This window comes from Janthinobacterium sp. LPB2021202312-11-4 (genome assembly GCF_037049705.1).
GTDB lineage: Bacteria > Pseudomonadota > Gammaproteobacteria > Pseudomonadales > Pseudomonadaceae > Aquipseudomonas.
In genome coordinates this window covers 1-14,140 of sequence record NZ_JBAGKV010000045.1, presented here as the reverse complement: position 1 = coordinate 14,140, position 14,140 = coordinate 1, and the positions used below count along the sequence as shown (strand labels likewise).

Sequence of the window (14,140 nt, the reverse complement as noted above, 5' to 3'; positions counted from 1 at the left end):
CTCGCTTAGTTCAGCAAAGCCACCCAGTAGTGGCTCAGGCCCTGCTCCAGAATCAGCAGCGTCTGGATGCAGACAAAACTTTCATCGGTGGTGGCCGACGTCGAGTTGAGCGGGCCGAAGCCACCGTCCTGTTTCTGGTGGGCGGCAATCCAGTCCTTTGATTCCTGCAAGTAAACCGGTTGGGCATCCAGCAAATACATCGCGGCAATCGCCATGTAAGTACCCACCAGACTGACGGCTTTGCCCGGCCGGTAGTGGAACGAACCATTAGCCAATTGCAGTTTTTGCAGCCAGGCCACGGTTTGCTCGGCATCGACGATGCGCTTGTTGAGGATGAACAGCGTGGACACCACGCGGTACACCGAAAACGCGTCCGGCGGATAACCCGGTTTGTTGGCAAACCCGCCATCCGCCGAGCGGCAGCGCAGCGCGAACGCCAGCACCGCGTGCTCATCCGGAGCCTTGGCGCCGAGGGCGTGCAGCGACAACACCGCGAGGTTGGTGTGCCAGATATCGGAGGCAAAACCCGGCACATCGCCGAAACCGCCGTCCGGGTTCTGGCACGCCTGCAAGTAACCCACGCAACCCTGGATATCGTTCGGCAGCGCACCCAGCACCCGCAGCGATAACACCGCGCAGTAAGTGGCAAACACATCGCTCAGGTGCCCCGGTTGCTCGGCAAAGCCACCGTCGCTGTTTTGCGAGGACTGGATGCACTCGATCAGGCTCGCCTTGTTTTCAATGGGCAGGCCCAGTGCGTGCAGGTCCGAGATCACGTGCAGGCCGGAAAACACCTGCCAGGTTTTGTCCGCGCGAAAGCCCAGCGGCGCGGTTTCGGCGGTCAGGCCGTAGGGCGTATTGCTGGAGGCGCGGGCCTTGGACAGCCAGGCGAGGTAGCGCTTCAAATCGACGTTGATGACCGGCACGGCCGCCGGATGGATGGCTTGCACATCGCCGCTGCCATCGATAACGACCAATTCCCGCGCCACCAACGCCGCATCGTCGTGGGGCTGGACGCTGGCCGGCGCTGCGATGGACTGCAACGCGCGGGCGGCGGCCAACTGGGTTTTCAGGCTCTTCAAGTGCAGCGGCAGATACGTCAGGTTGCCGATGCTGAAGATCCCCGGCTGACGCGGCGGCGCCCAGAACTGGCGAATAAACGGCACGGTCGGGTCATCGGGGGTGGACCAGAAATAGCCCTTGCCGAGGAACAGCCCGCCGTTGCGAGTGTCGTGAAACTCCAGCAGCGCCGCCGTCACCGAGGTGCGATCAGGCCCCTCGAAACCATCCGGAAACGCCTGCATTGCCTGCAACAGCAACGCGGCGTCGTAGGCGGTTTTGATCGGGAATGGCGACTCGTGTTTTTTGTACGAGGTGTGCCAGTCAACCCGCACCTTGCCATTGATGCAGACCCGATCCCAGTACCCGCCATAGGCCGGATCGCGGAACAGCGCCAGGGTTTGCAGCAGAAACGAGCGCGCCAGATTCGACAGGGCATTGTCATCACGAACATTGGCCAATCGCGCCAGGGCAAGGCTGACTTGGGCACGCACGGCACAGCGGTTCAGGGCTATATCGACGCAGGAGTCGCTGTCACCACCGGCAATCCGCGCGATGAGGTTTTCAGTGTGCACCTGCAGGTGCCCGACCAGGCCTTGGCCCAGCGGATCGTTACCGATGTGGCCGAGCAGATTGGCGGCGCTGATGTCCAGTTCGATGGACGTCGCGACTTCCAGTGGCGTCGACCAATCGCTGCTGTAGATGCCCGCGACCGTGGATCGGGCGTAGAGCGCTTCGATCCTTTCCAGCATCGCGCTGATGATCGCCCGGTTCGCCGCACTCTCCGGCGCCCTGCGCTGATAGGCGATCAAGGCACTCAGCGCATCCAGTTGCAGCGCCAACGTTCGGCAGCGGCCCGAACCGTGAGGCGTCCAGAACTGATCGGCGAGTTCGTGAAAACCGGCGTTCGGGGCATCGTACAAACCCATCAGTCCGTCATGGGCGAAGCGCAATTGCGCGTCGTCGCCATGCTCGGCCTGGTAGAGCGTCGCCTCAGCCTGATCCTGCAACGTCTTGTCACTGGAAATGGCGACCTGCCCACTGGCATCGGTGATTGCAAAATAGCCACCGTGCTCGAGGTCGGCGAGGCCTTGATCAAAAAAGAATTGCGGATGAAGCGACATGGTAAATCCCTCTTCCTTGAGGTTAAGCGGCCTGGCTTTCGGTCAACGGAATCACGACGCCCTGGCACAACTCGATGATGCGGGTGGCGGCGCGAGCGGCGCCTTGGCCATCCGGGGCAGCGACTTGCTGATGGGGAGCGAAATAGTCCGGGGCTTGAGTGTCTTTATCGAGTTCGCCTTGAACCAGCTCAACGATGCGGTGCTGGTCATGGCCCAGGTGCGTGGCAAAACCGAGCAGCTCCAGGCGACGCAAGGCTTCGAGTTCGTGGTATTCGGATTTCGACGGCAGCACAAACAGGGTCGGAATCTGCAACGCGGCGATTTCCGTCACGGTGATCCAGCCCGGCGCCGAAATCAGCAGGCTGGCCTCATGCAGCAAGCCCATCCAGTCCGGGTAGTACGGCACGCAAATCACGCCGTCCTGGGCGGCGATGTCTTGACGGCCGAGCAAGACCATTTTCAGCTCGGGATTGCGTTCGCGCAGGGTCTTGAAACTGTCCAGGTAGGCGGCGAGCAGCGCGTCCTTGTTTTGCGAGAACATCGTGGTGCCGCTGATGGACGCGACGATAAACGGCGAATCACCGATGTTCAGCTCGGCGCGCACGTCCAGGCCGGTTTGCACGTAGTCACGAATCATTGGCCCGACGAAGTGCGCCTTGCCATTGCTCAGGGCCTCTGCCACCGGGGTGCCTTGATCGAGCGCCGCGACGTATGGTTTATCGGTCAGTACCAATTGGCTTTGCTTGATCATCCAGCTGAACTGGCTGTGCAGCGCGGTGCGTGCGCGGGCCATCTCCAGCGCATTGACCTCGAAGCCGCCATCGGCCAGATCGTGGTCTTCGAGTTGGCACAGGGTGAAGTCATAGCGCTCGGTGACAAACACCAGCGGCGTACCGCTGAAAATCGCGGCCAGGCACGCGGCCATGTTGTAGTCCGAGACCAGCACCGCCGGTTTGTATTCAGCGATCAGCGCCAGATAAGACAGAATTCGCTCGCCGGACAAGAACGTGTTGGCGATATAACCGCCAATGTAATTGGCCCAATCCAGTTCTTTCGACAAGTTGCTCTTTTTCGAGTAATCGACCAAGCGCCCGGCAATATCCACCACTTCAACGCCGGCTTTTTCAAATAACGGGGTAAAGGTTGGCTGCAACGAGGCCAGCGCGACGGTCAGCGGCATGTCTGGCGTTTGCTTTTTTATCGCCTGAGCGATAGAGAGCGCACGCATGTTATGACCTGAACCGGTTGGATTAGGGGCAAATAAAATCATTCTTGAATCTCCATTAGTTGAACAACGCCATGAACCACAGTGTTTTCCAATACATCCCTTATAACCACTGAATAGGGCTTTATAACGGCACCCTCACCAATATTCAGTGGACCTACCAAGATTGCACCTGTACCAATAATGCAGCGACTTCCAACGTTGACCGGGGCTTCCTCCCACGGCAGAGAACGAAATGAATGATCGTGGGTTGACGCGACAATCGTGACCCCGGCGCCGACCTCACTGAAGTCTCCGATGGTGACGCCGCCGGCCGCCTCGATCACCACGGCTTCGCCCAGCCTGACGCCGGTCCCCAATTCAATACCGCCCTGTTGCGAGATTCCGCCCTGACGCTGACTGCGACCGATCAGGATGCAGTCGCGCGCAATCTCCACCGACGCACCGCCACTCAATTCAGCGTCAATCAGTGCGTCTCCGCTGATGTCCCAGGTAACCGTGTCCGGGTTCAACGCCTTGAGTCGGGTGACCGACATCGACGCTTTGTCGATCAGCGACGGCAAGCCTTGGCGGGCTCTATCCCGGACCTTGGCGAGCACATTGGCCGGGCTCGGCGTGCCGTCCTCGATGACTTTGCGATAGCTGATCACCCGTGCCGGGCGGCCGACAACAATGGCGTCCGGCGCGATATCCGACGTCACCAGTGCACCTGCCGCAATCACCGCGCCGGCACCGATGGTGACGCCGGCGTTCACGGTGACTTTGGCGCCGAGCCAGGCGTTTTCGCCGACCGTAATCGGAGACTCCAGAGTGCCGAGGCATTGCACACCGGTCGCCAGCATGCTCGATTTGCCGATGCTGACGTGACGCAAATCCGACTTGAACCCGACAAAAATGTCATCGCCCAATACCGCACTTTCCAGGCGACAGGCCGCCCGAATCCAGACATGCCGACCTAACTCGCTGGCGGCATCAATCGTCGTTAAAACTTCAATTACATTAATGTCGTCCACAATAAAGCCTCATTCCATTGATGCCGGGAACACCATAAATTCAATGCGCACAAAACCGCTCTGACTGAGCCAGCCTGTGTACAACTATTAACTAATGATTGATTGATCAGACTGCCTCGAAGCACGCACGACATTGCGTCTGCGCAGCTTATTAACTGACTATTCCATTAACTGATCGTCTTCCATAAACGACAGATAAAAGTTCGCGCTTGCGCCGAAAGCCAAGTCAGAAATTAACGAGAGGAAGCTGAATTAAGTCGGTCCGTGACTACGATGTAACTCCATTAAGAGGAATAGTTCTTTAGTACGAATGTTATAGTACAGACGATTTTGTTTTGCAATAGGTGTCCGGCTGGTTATCTCGTTTAAGCCTAAAATTTATTGAACTTTTATGGTGCATCACTGTATTGATTGCGTCATATATGCATGAAATTAGTGCTGCGCGGAGTTCCTGGCGCACCGGCCTCCCGGAATGAAATCAGCGTTAACAGGCAACTGGATGTCGAAGCCAGACATCTGGCCCCTCCCGACGAACGATAGGGTGGCTGTTCAAATCTGCCATTCGCCTGGAGCTGTCATGTCCACACCTATCACCGTCCTTCGCGACACCCATCCGCTGCCTGTCCTCGACGCCTGCAAATGGGAAAAACTCGAAGGCGACCCGCACACCGTCAACCTCAACGCCTACACCAGCGAAGACGGCAGCAAGATCATGGGCACCTGGATCTGCACGCCCGGCAAGTGGTACGTGGAATACGTGAAGTGGGAATACTGCGATTTCCGTGAGGGCTACTGCATCATCACCCCGGAAGGTAAAGAGCCGATCCACCTGCGCGCCGGGGATATCTTCGTGATCGAGCCAGGGATGAAAGGCACGTGGGAAGTGGTTGAGACGGTTCGCAAGTATTTTGTGTTTGCCTGATAAAGCAAAAGATCGCAGCCTTCGGCGGCGCCTACAAGGGAATGTGTACACCCGTAGGAGCTGCCGAAGGCTGCGATCTTTTCTTTCCAACCAATAAAAACCCAAGGATCTGCCCGACGCAGAGCCCTGGAAAAACCTCTTATTGAGGCTTGCGATAGCTGTTAATGATCGCCGAGAAGTCCTTGCCCCCCTCCCCGCGCTGGCTCATCGCCTGATACAGCTGCTGCGCCACCGCGCCGAGCACCACCGGTTGGTGTGCCTGACGTGCCGCTTCAGTCGCCAGCCCCAGATCCTTGAGCATCAGCTCGGCCCCAAACCCGCCGGTGTAACCCCGCGAGGCCGGCGCCGTTTCGACGATGCCCGGCCACGGGTTGTACATTTCCGAACTCCAGCAACGCCCGGTCGAACTGTTGATGATCCCGGCCAACACGCCGGTATCGATACCCAAGGCATCCCCCAGGGCCATGGCTTCACTGACGCCGACCATGGAGATCGCCAGCAACAGGTTGTTGCAGATCTTGGCGATTTGCCCGGTGCCGACTTCACCGCAATGCACGATGTTACGGCCCATCTGCGCCAGCACCGGTTGCAGGGTGGCGAACAGTTCAGGGGTGGCGCCGACCATAAAGGTCAGGGTTCCAGCCGTTGCGCCGCCCGTGCCACCGGAAACCGGTGCATCGGCCATCGCCACGCCTTGCTTGGCGGCGGCCGCAGCCACGTCGCGCGCGGTTTGCGGGTCGATGGTGCTGCAATCCACCGCAGGCACGCCTTTGCCGATACCGGCGAGCACGCCGTCTTCACCCAGCCAGACGCTGCGCACATGCACGGCGGCGGGCAGCATGGTAATCACCAGTTCCGCGCCTTCGGCGGCTTCACGGGCGGACGCGCTAATGCTGCCACCCAGTTGCTCCAACTCGGCCAGAACGGTTTTGTTCAGATCGACCAGGTTCAGCGAATGGCCAGCCTTGATCAGGTTGCGCGCCATCGGCGCGCCCATGTTGCCGAGACCGATAAATGCGATTTTCATGTCCGGCTCCTTAACGCAAGTTGATGGTGGTGTTCACACCGTCGTTGACGCTGTCGTCATCGAACCAGCGACTGGTGACCGTCTTGGTCTGAGTGTAGAACTGCACCACTTGCTTGCCATACGGGCCGAGGTCGCCGAGTTTCGAACCACGGGAACCGGTGAAGCTGAAGAACGGGACTGGCACCGGAATCGGGATGTTGATACCAACCTGGCCAACGTCGATTTCGCTCTGGAATTTACGCGCCGCCGCACCGCTCTGGGTGAACAGGCCCGTGCCATTGCCGAACGGGTTGGCGTTGACCAGCGCAATGGCTTGATCAAGGGTGTCGACTTCCAGCACCACCAGCACCGGGCCGAAGATTTCCTGGGTGTAGATTTGCATGTCGGTGGTCACGCCGGAGAACAGCGTCGGGCCAACAAAGTTGCCCTGTTCGAAGCCCGGAACGCTGATCTGGCGACCATCCAATTCCAGCTTCGCGCCTTCCTTGATGCCGCTTTCGATCAGATCGAGAATCCGCGCCTTGGCCTTTTTCGAAATCACTGGGCCGACATCGGTGCCGGCTTCGCTACCCGCGTTCACTTTGAGTTTCTGCGCCAGCGCTTTCAGGTCCGGCAGCCATTGCTTGGTCGCGCCCACCAGCACCACCACGGAAGTGGCCATGCAACGCTGACCGGCCGCACCGAAACCGGCACCGACCAGGGCATTAAGGGTTTGTTCGCGATTGGCATCCGGCAGCACCACGGCGTGGTTCTTGGCGCCCATCATCGATTGCACACGCTTGCCGTGCTTGCCGGCCAAGTCGTAGACGTGGGTACCGACGGCGGTCGAACCGACGAAGGAAACAGCCTTGATATCTTTATGGGTGCAGAGTGCATCCACCACGTCCTTGCCGCCGTGAACCACGTTCAGCACGCCCGCCGGAACGCCGGCCTCAATCGCCAGTTCCACCAGCAGCAGGGTCGAGAGCGGGTCCTGCTCGGACGGCTTGAGTACGAAGGTGTTGCCGCAGGCGATGGCCATCGGGAACATCCACAGCGGAATCATCGCCGGGAAGTTGAACGGAGTGATGCCGGCGCAAACGCCGATGGGCTGGCGCAGGGTGTAGGTATCAACACCGCCCGCGACGTTTTCGGCGAACTCGCCCATTTGCAGCGTGCCGATGGAGCAGGCGTGCTCGACCACTTCCAGGCCACGGAAAATATCGCCTTCAGCGTCGGCGATGGTTTTGCCTTGCTCGGCACTCAGGACCACGGCGATGCGTTTGGAGTGTTCGCGAATCAACGCCTGGAGCTTGAGCATGATGCGCATCCGCGCGCCGATCGGCGTCAGCTTCCAGGTCTGGAAGGCGCGGTGGGCGGCACTGATGGCGGCGTCGACTTCTTGTGCGGTCGCAAACGGAACCCTGGCCAACACTTGCTGGGTCGCCGGGTTGACGATGTCGTGCCATTCGGTGGTCTGGGACTCGACCCACTCGCCGTTGATCAGCAGCTTGGCCGTCTGGACGGTGGTTTTGTCAGGCGTGAGCGATACGTTCATGTGGGTCTCCGAATACTTGTTTTTATGCAGGGAGCCAAGGCGCAAGAGTCGCCTTGAGATGAGGCGTGTGTCGCGAATTGGTGATCGGACTGTTTTTCGAGTATAGATGTGCAAACTTCTAATAAGAACGCACATAAAAGCCGGTCCATCATGCAAAAAAACATCACGTCTTTAGGTTCGCTGAACTGGGATGACCTCAAGTTTTTCCTTGAAGTCGCCCGCACCCGCAAGGCCAGCACGGCGGCCAAGCGCCTGGCGGTGGACTACACCACCGTGTCGCGGCGCATCAGTTCGCTGGAAGCGGCGCTGGGCACATTGCTGTTCGAAAAGTCCCGGACCAGCGGCTTCGTCCTCACTGCCGAAGGTCAGCGTTTGCTGGGTTATGCCGAGTCGATTGAAAGCACGCTGCACATGGCTTGCGAGCAGGTGTCCGGCTCTGGCGTGGCGCTGTCCGGGCATGTGCGCATGGGCTGCACCGAAGGTTTCGGCAGTTTTTTCATCACCCCGCAACTGAGCCACTTTGTCGATGCCTACCCGGCGATCTCCGTGGACATCCTGCCGCTGCCGCACTTCATCAGTCTGTCCAAGCGCGAGGCCGATATCGTCATCGCCCTGGAGCGTCCGGAACATGGGCCGTACGTCTGCTGCAAACTCTGCGACTACAAACTGCAGCTGTACGCGACCCAGGGTTATCTGGACAAACACCCGCCGATCCGCCGCCCGGCAGACTTGGGAAACCACTCATTCATCAGTTATGTCGATGACCTGGCGTTCAGCTCGGAGCTGCTGTACCTGGCAAACGTGTTGCCCGGCGCCAGCGCCAACCTGCGCAGCACCAGCGTGATCGCGCAGTTTGTAGCCGCGCAGCAAGGGCGGTCGCTGGCGATTCTGCCGTGCTTCCTGGCAGCCCAGGACCCACGATTGCTGCCGGTATTGCCCGCCGAGATCAACATCACCCGGCAGTTCTGGATGTACTGCCGGGAGGACCTGCGCAAGCTCAAGCGGATCACCCTGTTGTGGGATTACATCCGCGAAGTGACTGAGCAGAACCAGAGCCTGTTGATGGGGGAAAGTCGGGAGATGGTGTTCGCCGACTGAGAAGATTTCAAGGAATCAGGTGGCCGCATCGTAGCGAGGTCAGCAGGCCTTTTTCAACCGTTTTGTAACAGGGGTTGGTACGCGACTTGTAACATTTGAAAGCGCATCGAAGCCCATATCTTGATCGTTCGAATTTAACGCTGTCAGGACGGGTACATTGTCGAAGATTGGGATGAGAGCGCTACGGCCAATCGCCATCATTCAAGAGCTCTTCCCAACCCGGTATCCTTCGCCAACAGCAATGACATGGAACACAGGGAATTTTCAGTACTGCTTTTGGGACTTGTCCTACAGCCAGCGCTTGAGCTACCCGGTAACGTCATTCTGTCCCAGCCTCAGGCTGGAATTCCCCAAGGACGAAAGGAAGCGGCATGTCTGGCTATGTACCCAATCCACCGAAGGGCTACCGCAATAGCGGCGTTGAGCCTGTCGATATCCACGCCCAGCGTTGGGCGGAATACAAAGACCTCCCCGCTAAAGAAGAAGCCAAGCCAAACAGCTTAGGATGTGTGTTCGCCAAGAGCTGCGACCTTCCAGACGGTGTGATTGATCACAAGAAACCAGCCGGGTTTATCCCTGTCGAGAAAGTGAGCAGCTACGGCGAGCTTGCCATCCTCGGTGGCCGTGAGACGGACGCACAGGGGAACATTCCCCTAAAGAAAGTGAGCGGTGCAATACCAGCAACGCTTGGAACGCTTCTGTTGGGCGGGGCCGCTGTAACTGCTGGAGCGTCGTGTGGCGGTCTGTGTACTGCCGGTGTGGCTGGTGCCGGTGCTGCTGTTGCTGGTGGAAGTGCTGCAACTGGCATAGGTGCTACGGGAGCAACTGGCGGGGTTATCACTACTGGTGTTGCTGCTGGTGCGTTAGCTGGCTTTGTTGCCCTCCTGTGGCCTTCCAGTTTAGGTGATAGCAGCCTGTACACAGATGAACAGCTTCAATCCCTTAAACAAGGTCGCACACGGCTTCGGATTCAAGTCGAACAACAAGCGGATGGCACTCTAAAGGGGTATGGGTACAACACACAGAAGCGCACTGACTGGGAGATGATTCCCGTAGTTCAGTTCGTTGCTCAAGGCACCCAGCAAGTGGCGGACTTTGGCGATGGGGTGACACTGATATGGACGCCAGCCGTTGACCCATCCAGTACGTCAGGGATTCCACCGTTAGAGGGTGCACCTCAGGCACCTCAGATATGGATTTATCCGCCTACAGAACAGGCTGATAACATCATCGTTAGCCCGATCTACCCGGACGCTTACAAAGATTTCATTCTGGTGTTCCCGGCTGATTCTGGTGTGCGGCCGTTGTACATTGTGATGAATGTTCGTAAGACCCCCGGCACCGTTACCGGTCAAGGCGAAGATATCGCTGGTATCTGGCTTATTGGGGCGAGTTCGGGAGTCGGCGTTCCGATACCAATGGACGTGGCAGACGCACTGAGAGGACGCGAGTTCAAAAGCTTCGACACATTCAGAGCCGCACTCTGGAAAGCTGTCTCGGGATCAGCAGCAGCAGATCAGTTCGTCAAACAGAGTGTTGGACGCATGCGTACAGGTCGGGCACCGCGTGTGCGAAAAGCCGATAGAGTCGGAGGTAGATTGTCTTACGAATTGCACCACCTCGAAAAAGTATCAGAAGGAGGTGGCGTGTACGACGTAGATAACCTGCGAGTCAACACACCTAGAAACCACATCGATCTTCACCGGAACGAATAGGCCAAACATGACGGATACCATACTGAAAAATAGCTTATCCGAGTACACCGAAGCCGAGTTTATCAAGCTGCTGGAGGAACTCGCCAAGGAAGACGAAGAAGCCGAAAACGATGATCGTGCTGACTTGCTCCTGCTGCACTTCGAGAAGGTAAGCGAGCACCCAGCAGGGTCAGACTTGATCTACTACCCAGAGCCAGGAGCGGATAACTCCCCTAAGGGCGTGATGCAGATTGTGAAGGAATGGCGTGCCGTTCAAGGCTTGCCGGGGTTCAAAGAATAATCAATGGACTGTGAGAGAACATATGGAGCTTCGCCCTGAATTAATGCCGCCGATGCTGGATGAATCTTTGGTCGCTCGGCTGACGAACCTTTCTGAACAAATTGATTGCGGACATCCCGACCAAACTCGGGAGCAGTTGGCCGCGTTCAATCGAGAAGCCATGACCGAGTTTGAGTTCATCGACTTTCAGGGCATTTATGGCGGCCAAGACCATGACACGTGGGTTCGCAAGGTCTTAGCAACAACATATGAGAGGCGCGTGGCAGATGTAACGAAGCGTGAGCTTATTGAGCTGGCCCGAAGGGTGATGGAGTGCGATGGAGCCGAACATGACATCGATTTTTGGTTGAACATGCTGGCAATCAACATACCCAATGAACGCGTATCCGATTTGATTTTTTGGCCAGACGAATACTTCAACGATGTGAATTATTCGCAAAGACTATCGCCAGAGCAGGTGATAGAAATCGCGTTGAATGATAGAGATGTTTTGCTGTAGCAACAGCCCGCCCACACCGAAGGACTGTCATCCTGCACGGCGTTGAAACTGAGGGTGTGAGCGAGCAGCAGGAATTGTACCAGTAACCCAGTATTGCAGTGGATTTACCAGAGCCGAAATCCTTCGATCTGATCCGATCTTCCGAGGGAGCAGACGTGTCCATAACAGATGCACGGGTAATTGATTTCTGGGGAATCCCCAAGCAGGAGCCCAATGTCGAACTGGTTATCACTGACCACCTCGAATGGGGCGGCAAAGCCCAACAGGGAGAGCACCTGCTGTTGCTGCAAGAGAAAATCAATACGTACATCGCTTTCATCGAAAGTGGTGAGATTTACACCGAGATTCCCGGTGCTCTTGGTAAACACCCCATCATTCGTATTTTTGGATTGTATGAGCTGCCAGAGCAAGCCGAATTCTTCATCGACCGTGTTACTGAGACGCTAGAAAAAGTGGGAATCGGATTTGAGTTCGAGCTAAAAGCGGACGAAGACATTCGCAACATGTGACCGGCCTTGTTCTCCAATGCTTGGGAGAAGGTGTGACGTGATGGAACGATGCCAACCGAGACTGTAAGCTCAGCCGATTCAACACAAGGACTTGATCAATGAAGGCATGGGCGATTGCGACTATAGCGTTGTTAATGTCCGGGTGTGCAAATCACCCATTGGACTGTGCTACAGGGCTGATTGCGTGGGACGACTGCCTACCGGGCACCAAGGGTTATGCCATCCGGCAAGAAAGCTTGAAGAACCTTGCAGTAGCCGAAGGCCAGAAGGCGAACAGCGACGATGCTGAATGCCAGTCATTCGGAGCCCAACCCGGCACCGATACCTATGTGAACTGCCGTATTCAATTGAAGAAGATCGGCAGCGACCAACAGTCCGAAAGCGCCGCTCAAAAGCAGCGTGCTGCACAGGCTTACCTCCTCAACCTGCAAAATCAACAGAGCCAGCAGCAGAAGCCTTATGTGATGCCAGTCCAGCAACCATCCGCAGTTCCAAGGCAGACACATTGCACCTCGACTGCTTATGGCCAGACAGTAGACACGAATTGCTACTGAAGCCTTTTGTTCTTAAGGCAAGTATCGAGAGAAAGTAGATGAAAGCATGGGTAATAACGGTTGCACTAGCTGGGGCACTGGTCAGCAGTGGAGTCATGGCTGATGGGACTCAGCTCTTGATGGAGTGCCAGGCAGCTATTCGGGTCATGGATAATCTCGAAGTTGAAGGGGTCAAGGCAGGTGTATGCATTGGGACAATTCAATCCGTTGAAGAGATGGTCGCGATGCTGGGCAAGGATGTACCCAAAGACATGGCGATCTGTCTGCCCACTAATGGAGCTAATGGCGGTCAAGCGATTAGAATCGTAACGAAGTACCTAGAAAACAACCCCAAGCAGCTCCACTTCCCATCAGCATTGCTGACTTCCATAGCCCTTTCGGATGCCTTCCCTTGCAATTGACCCGCTACGCAAGTAGCGACTGTTTCACTTCGTCCCATACCCCCCGCCGCCAAAATTTCCGATGCACTTCGATAGGCGTTTGGTTTTCGAGCTTGGAAAATAATTCTGGTAGTTTTGCCCGAGGTGCTTAACCAAGTGCGAGGGGGCAAAATGAAAGCCGCAGCTTTTCTAAAATAAGTTGGGGCACGTGGCCCCGGATAGCTTGATCAAAGTATCTGCGTAGCAACCAGCATCACGCCGCCTTCGATTCTTTCTTGATCCGGTACACCGTGGCGACACCACACTCCGCCAACTTGGCAATTTCATCAGCAGACATGGTTGGATGCTTCCGCATCAGCGACTGTACCTCAGCCCACTTGGCAGCGTTCCTTCCTTTACCTGATGGCTTCCATTCAGGGTCAGCAGCTTTCTTGTTCTCCAAGCCCTGCTTGATACGCTCCACGCGCTTTTCTTGATCCAGTCGTGCCATGGTAGCCATGAGATCAATGAGCATGTTGTTGATCACATCCATGATTTGCCCGGTGATGCCCTTCGCTTCAACCAACATGTGACTGGTAGGCAGATCAGCTACAACCAGACGCAAGCCCTTGGCTTTGATAGTGGCCTTGAGAGTGTCCCAGTCAGCCTGTGAGAGGCGACTCAAGCGGTCTACGGACTCAACCAATAGTACGTCGCCACTCTCGGCAGTATCGAGCAGGGAAAGCAGTTCAGGGCGGTTGAGCTTGGTCCCACTGATGTTCTCGGCATATACGCCAACGATACTCAAACCCTTCTCGACAGCGAAAAACTCCAGAGCCACTTTTGCACGATGGGCGTCTTGATCTTTGGTCGATGCTCGGAGGTACAAATGGGCATTCATGGCTGGATATCCTTTGTCATTCGATAAGATAGCCAAATGATAATTTGGTCATATAGCTTTCTGCAAGAGTCTATTGATAGCGATTTCCTGACTTCCATCGCACTACCGGATAGGTCTACTTCTTTGATAGTCAGCGAGGGCAGCATTCTGCCAATATGGGGTGGGTATCTAAAAATCCCGATACTTGGCTTGAAAATCAGAAAAATCGGCCCAATTTGATTTTTGGGCATCCAAAGCGAGTGGCCGTCTCAACAACGTTAGTATGAGCTGGCCCGTTGCCCCCCTATATATGAGGTTTGAGTGTGGCCGCACATCTAG

14 protein-coding genes are annotated in these 14,140 nt (G+C 56.6%); 8 read left to right on the top strand and 6 right to left on the bottom strand.

Annotated features, from left to right (window positions below; all coding sequences use genetic code 11):
- Nucleotides 1-5: 5 nt before the first annotated feature.
- Genes V5E99_RS28870 through V5E99_RS28860 form a run of 3 tightly spaced genes read right to left on the bottom strand, consistent with a single transcriptional unit; the run spans nt 6 to nt 4,421 of the window.
- A complete protein-coding gene (locus tag V5E99_RS28870; RefSeq protein ID WP_499805828.1) occupies nt 6-2,183 on the bottom strand; it encodes a prenyltransferase/squalene oxidase repeat-containing protein in 2,178 nt (725 codons plus the stop codon).
- 22 nt (nt 2,184-2,205) lie between these two features.
- The gene (locus V5E99_RS28865) at nt 2,206-3,411 is read right to left on the bottom strand and encodes a glycosyltransferase family protein (protein ID WP_499805827.1); all 1,206 of its coding nucleotides are present in this window, start codon (nt 3,409-3,411) and stop codon (nt 2,206-2,208) included.
- A 38-nt stretch (nt 3,412-3,449) separates the two neighbouring features.
- Nucleotides 3,450-4,421, bottom strand: coding sequence for an acyltransferase (locus V5E99_RS28860; protein WP_499805825.1), 972 nt, complete (start codon nt 4,419-4,421; stop codon nt 3,450-3,452).
- Nucleotides 4,422-4,998: 577 nt separating this feature from the next.
- Between V5E99_RS28860 and V5E99_RS28855 the strand changes: the two genes are divergently transcribed.
- Nucleotides 4,999-5,343, top strand: coding sequence for a cupin domain-containing protein (locus tag V5E99_RS28855; protein ID WP_499805824.1), 345 nt, complete (start codon nt 4,999-5,001; stop codon nt 5,341-5,343).
- 139 nt (nt 5,344-5,482) lie between these two features.
- Here the strand turns inward: V5E99_RS28855 and mmsB are convergent, their stop codons facing one another.
- Nucleotides 5,483-6,370 carry a 3-hydroxyisobutyrate dehydrogenase gene (gene mmsB, locus V5E99_RS28850; RefSeq protein WP_322270487.1) on the bottom strand — a complete coding sequence of 296 codons (888 nt, stop codon included), beginning with the start codon at nt 6,368-6,370 and terminating at the stop codon, nt 5,483-5,485.
- A 10-nt stretch (nt 6,371-6,380) separates the two neighbouring features.
- Nucleotides 6,381-7,907, bottom strand: coding sequence for a CoA-acylating methylmalonate-semialdehyde dehydrogenase (locus V5E99_RS28845; RefSeq protein WP_499805823.1), 1,527 nt, complete (start codon nt 7,905-7,907; stop codon nt 6,381-6,383).
- A 150-nt stretch (nt 7,908-8,057) separates the two neighbouring features.
- Here V5E99_RS28845 and V5E99_RS28840 point away from each other — a divergent pair, with 150 nt between their 5' ends.
- The 7 genes from V5E99_RS28840 to V5E99_RS28810 all read left to right on the top strand — a co-directional run bounded on the left by V5E99_RS28840 (nt 8,058) and on the right by V5E99_RS28810 (nt 12,963).
- A complete protein-coding gene (locus V5E99_RS28840) occupies nt 8,058-9,005 on the top strand; it encodes a LysR family transcriptional regulator (protein WP_499805821.1) in 948 nt (315 codons plus the stop codon).
- 371 nt (nt 9,006-9,376) lie between these two features.
- Nucleotides 9,377-10,720, top strand: coding sequence for an S-type pyocin domain-containing protein (locus tag V5E99_RS28835; RefSeq protein WP_499805820.1), 1,344 nt, complete (start codon nt 9,377-9,379; stop codon nt 10,718-10,720).
- Between the two features lie 7 nt (nt 10,721-10,727).
- On the top strand, nt 10,728-11,000 hold the full coding sequence (locus tag V5E99_RS28830) for a bacteriocin immunity protein (RefSeq protein ID WP_499805819.1): 273 nt from the start codon (nt 10,728-10,730) through the stop codon (nt 10,998-11,000).
- Nucleotides 11,001-11,022: 22 nt separating this feature from the next.
- Nucleotides 11,023-11,499, top strand: coding sequence for a bacteriocin immunity protein (locus V5E99_RS28825; protein WP_499805818.1), 477 nt, complete (start codon nt 11,023-11,025; stop codon nt 11,497-11,499).
- 155 nt (nt 11,500-11,654) lie between these two features.
- On the top strand, nt 11,655-12,008 hold the full coding sequence (locus V5E99_RS28820) for a DUF6572 domain-containing protein (protein WP_499805816.1): 354 nt from the start codon (nt 11,655-11,657) through the stop codon (nt 12,006-12,008).
- 98 nt (nt 12,009-12,106) lie between these two features.
- Nucleotides 12,107-12,562 (top strand): hypothetical protein, encoded by a 456-nt coding sequence (locus V5E99_RS28815; RefSeq protein ID WP_499805813.1) that lies wholly within the window; start codon nt 12,107-12,109, stop codon nt 12,560-12,562.
- Nucleotides 12,563-12,600: 38 nt separating this feature from the next.
- Complete coding sequence (locus V5E99_RS28810) at nt 12,601-12,963, top strand: Rap1a/Tai family immunity protein (protein ID WP_499805811.1); 363 nt, start codon at nt 12,601-12,603, stop codon at nt 12,961-12,963.
- A gap of 232 nt (nt 12,964-13,195) precedes the next feature.
- On the opposite strand, the gene V5E99_RS28805 is transcribed toward V5E99_RS28810, so the two are convergent.
- Nucleotides 13,196-13,822: a recombinase family protein gene (locus V5E99_RS28805; RefSeq protein WP_499805810.1), complete on the bottom strand. Its 627-nt coding sequence runs from the start codon at nt 13,820-13,822 to the stop codon at nt 13,196-13,198.
- Nucleotides 13,823-14,140: the final 318 nt, after the last annotated feature.

Excerpts from the sequence above, each read along its gene's own strand:
- V5E99_RS28870 (WP_499805828.1), bottom strand. The coding sequence starts at position 2,183 with ATGTCGCTTCATCCGCAATTCTTTTTTGATCAAGGCCTCGCCGACCTC.
- V5E99_RS28865 (WP_499805827.1), bottom strand. The coding sequence starts at position 3,411 with ATGCGTGCGCTCTCTATCGCTCAGGCGATAAAAAAGCAAACGCCAGAC.
- V5E99_RS28855 (WP_499805824.1), top strand. The coding sequence starts at position 4,999 with ATGTCCACACCTATCACCGTCCTTCGCGACACCCATCCGCTGCCTGTC.
- mmsB (WP_322270487.1), bottom strand. The coding sequence starts at position 6,370 with ATGAAAATCGCATTTATCGGTCTCGGCAACATGGGCGCGCCGATGGCG.
- V5E99_RS28845 (WP_499805823.1), bottom strand. The coding sequence starts at position 7,907 with ATGAACGTATCGCTCACGCCTGACAAAACCACCGTCCAGACGGCCAAG.
- V5E99_RS28840 (WP_499805821.1), top strand. The coding sequence starts at position 8,058 with ATGCAAAAAAACATCACGTCTTTAGGTTCGCTGAACTGGGATGACCTC.
- V5E99_RS28835 (WP_499805820.1), top strand. The coding sequence starts at position 9,377 with ATGTCTGGCTATGTACCCAATCCACCGAAGGGCTACCGCAATAGCGGC.
- V5E99_RS28830 (WP_499805819.1), top strand. The coding sequence starts at position 10,728 with ATGACGGATACCATACTGAAAAATAGCTTATCCGAGTACACCGAAGCC.
- V5E99_RS28825 (WP_499805818.1), top strand. The coding sequence starts at position 11,023 with ATGGAGCTTCGCCCTGAATTAATGCCGCCGATGCTGGATGAATCTTTG.
- V5E99_RS28815 (WP_499805813.1), top strand. The coding sequence starts at position 12,107 with ATGAAGGCATGGGCGATTGCGACTATAGCGTTGTTAATGTCCGGGTGT.
- V5E99_RS28810 (WP_499805811.1), top strand. The coding sequence starts at position 12,601 with ATGAAAGCATGGGTAATAACGGTTGCACTAGCTGGGGCACTGGTCAGC.
- V5E99_RS28805 (WP_499805810.1), bottom strand. The coding sequence starts at position 13,822 with ATGAATGCCCATTTGTACCTCCGAGCATCGACCAAAGATCAAGACGCC.